General features: G+C 77.6%; 1 protein-coding gene and 1 pseudogene. Both read right to left on the bottom strand.

Annotated features, from left to right (window positions below; translation table 11 throughout):
* Positions 1–316 (bottom strand): annotated as a pseudogene (locus Y694_RS22200) (ACP S-malonyltransferase); the annotation flags it as partial.
* Positions 317–330: 14 nt separating this feature from the next.
* Positions 331–519: triphosphoribosyl-dephospho-CoA synthase (locus tag Y694_RS22205; RefSeq protein WP_036236922.1), on the bottom strand; the 189-nt coding region annotated here is incomplete at its 5' end.

Consider the following 519-nt stretch of genomic DNA (forward strand, 5'->3'; position numbering starts at 1 on the left):
CCGCCACGTCCCAGGCGCCGGCGCAACTCCAGGCCGACACCTCGCCCACGCTGTAGCCGGCGAATGCCGCGGGCGCCGCCGGCAGCTCGGGCGCCAGGATCTCCCAGCTGGCGCGGGCCAGCGCCACCAGCGCCGGTTGCGCCCAGGCGTTCGCGTGCAGGCCGGTGCCGGCCTGCGCCTCGGCCACCAGGTCGCGGCCGAGCGCCGCGCCGAAGTCCTGCAGCACCGCGAGGCCGCGCGGGTGCGCGGCCACCAAGTCGAACATGTCGGGCGACTGCGTGCCCTGGCCGGGGCAGACGATGGCGTAGTCGCGCACCCGGAGGGCCTTCCTCAGCGCGCCGGTTCGAGGGCGGCGACGAACAGGCAGGCCGCCAGCAGGTCGGCGCTGCCGCCCGGGCTCAACCAGCGCTCCACCAGCTGCCGGTGCACGCGCACCGCGTGAGACTGCCAGCCGCTGCGGTGGACGCCGCCGGCGTCGAGGAACTGGCGCGCGGCGCTCTGCGCGACGCGAGCCGGCGG

The sequence above is a fragment of the Methylibium sp. T29-B genome, assembly GCF_000576225.1.
GTDB classification, from domain to species: Bacteria; Pseudomonadota; Gammaproteobacteria; order Burkholderiales; family Burkholderiaceae_C; genus Methylibium; species Methylibium petroleiphilum.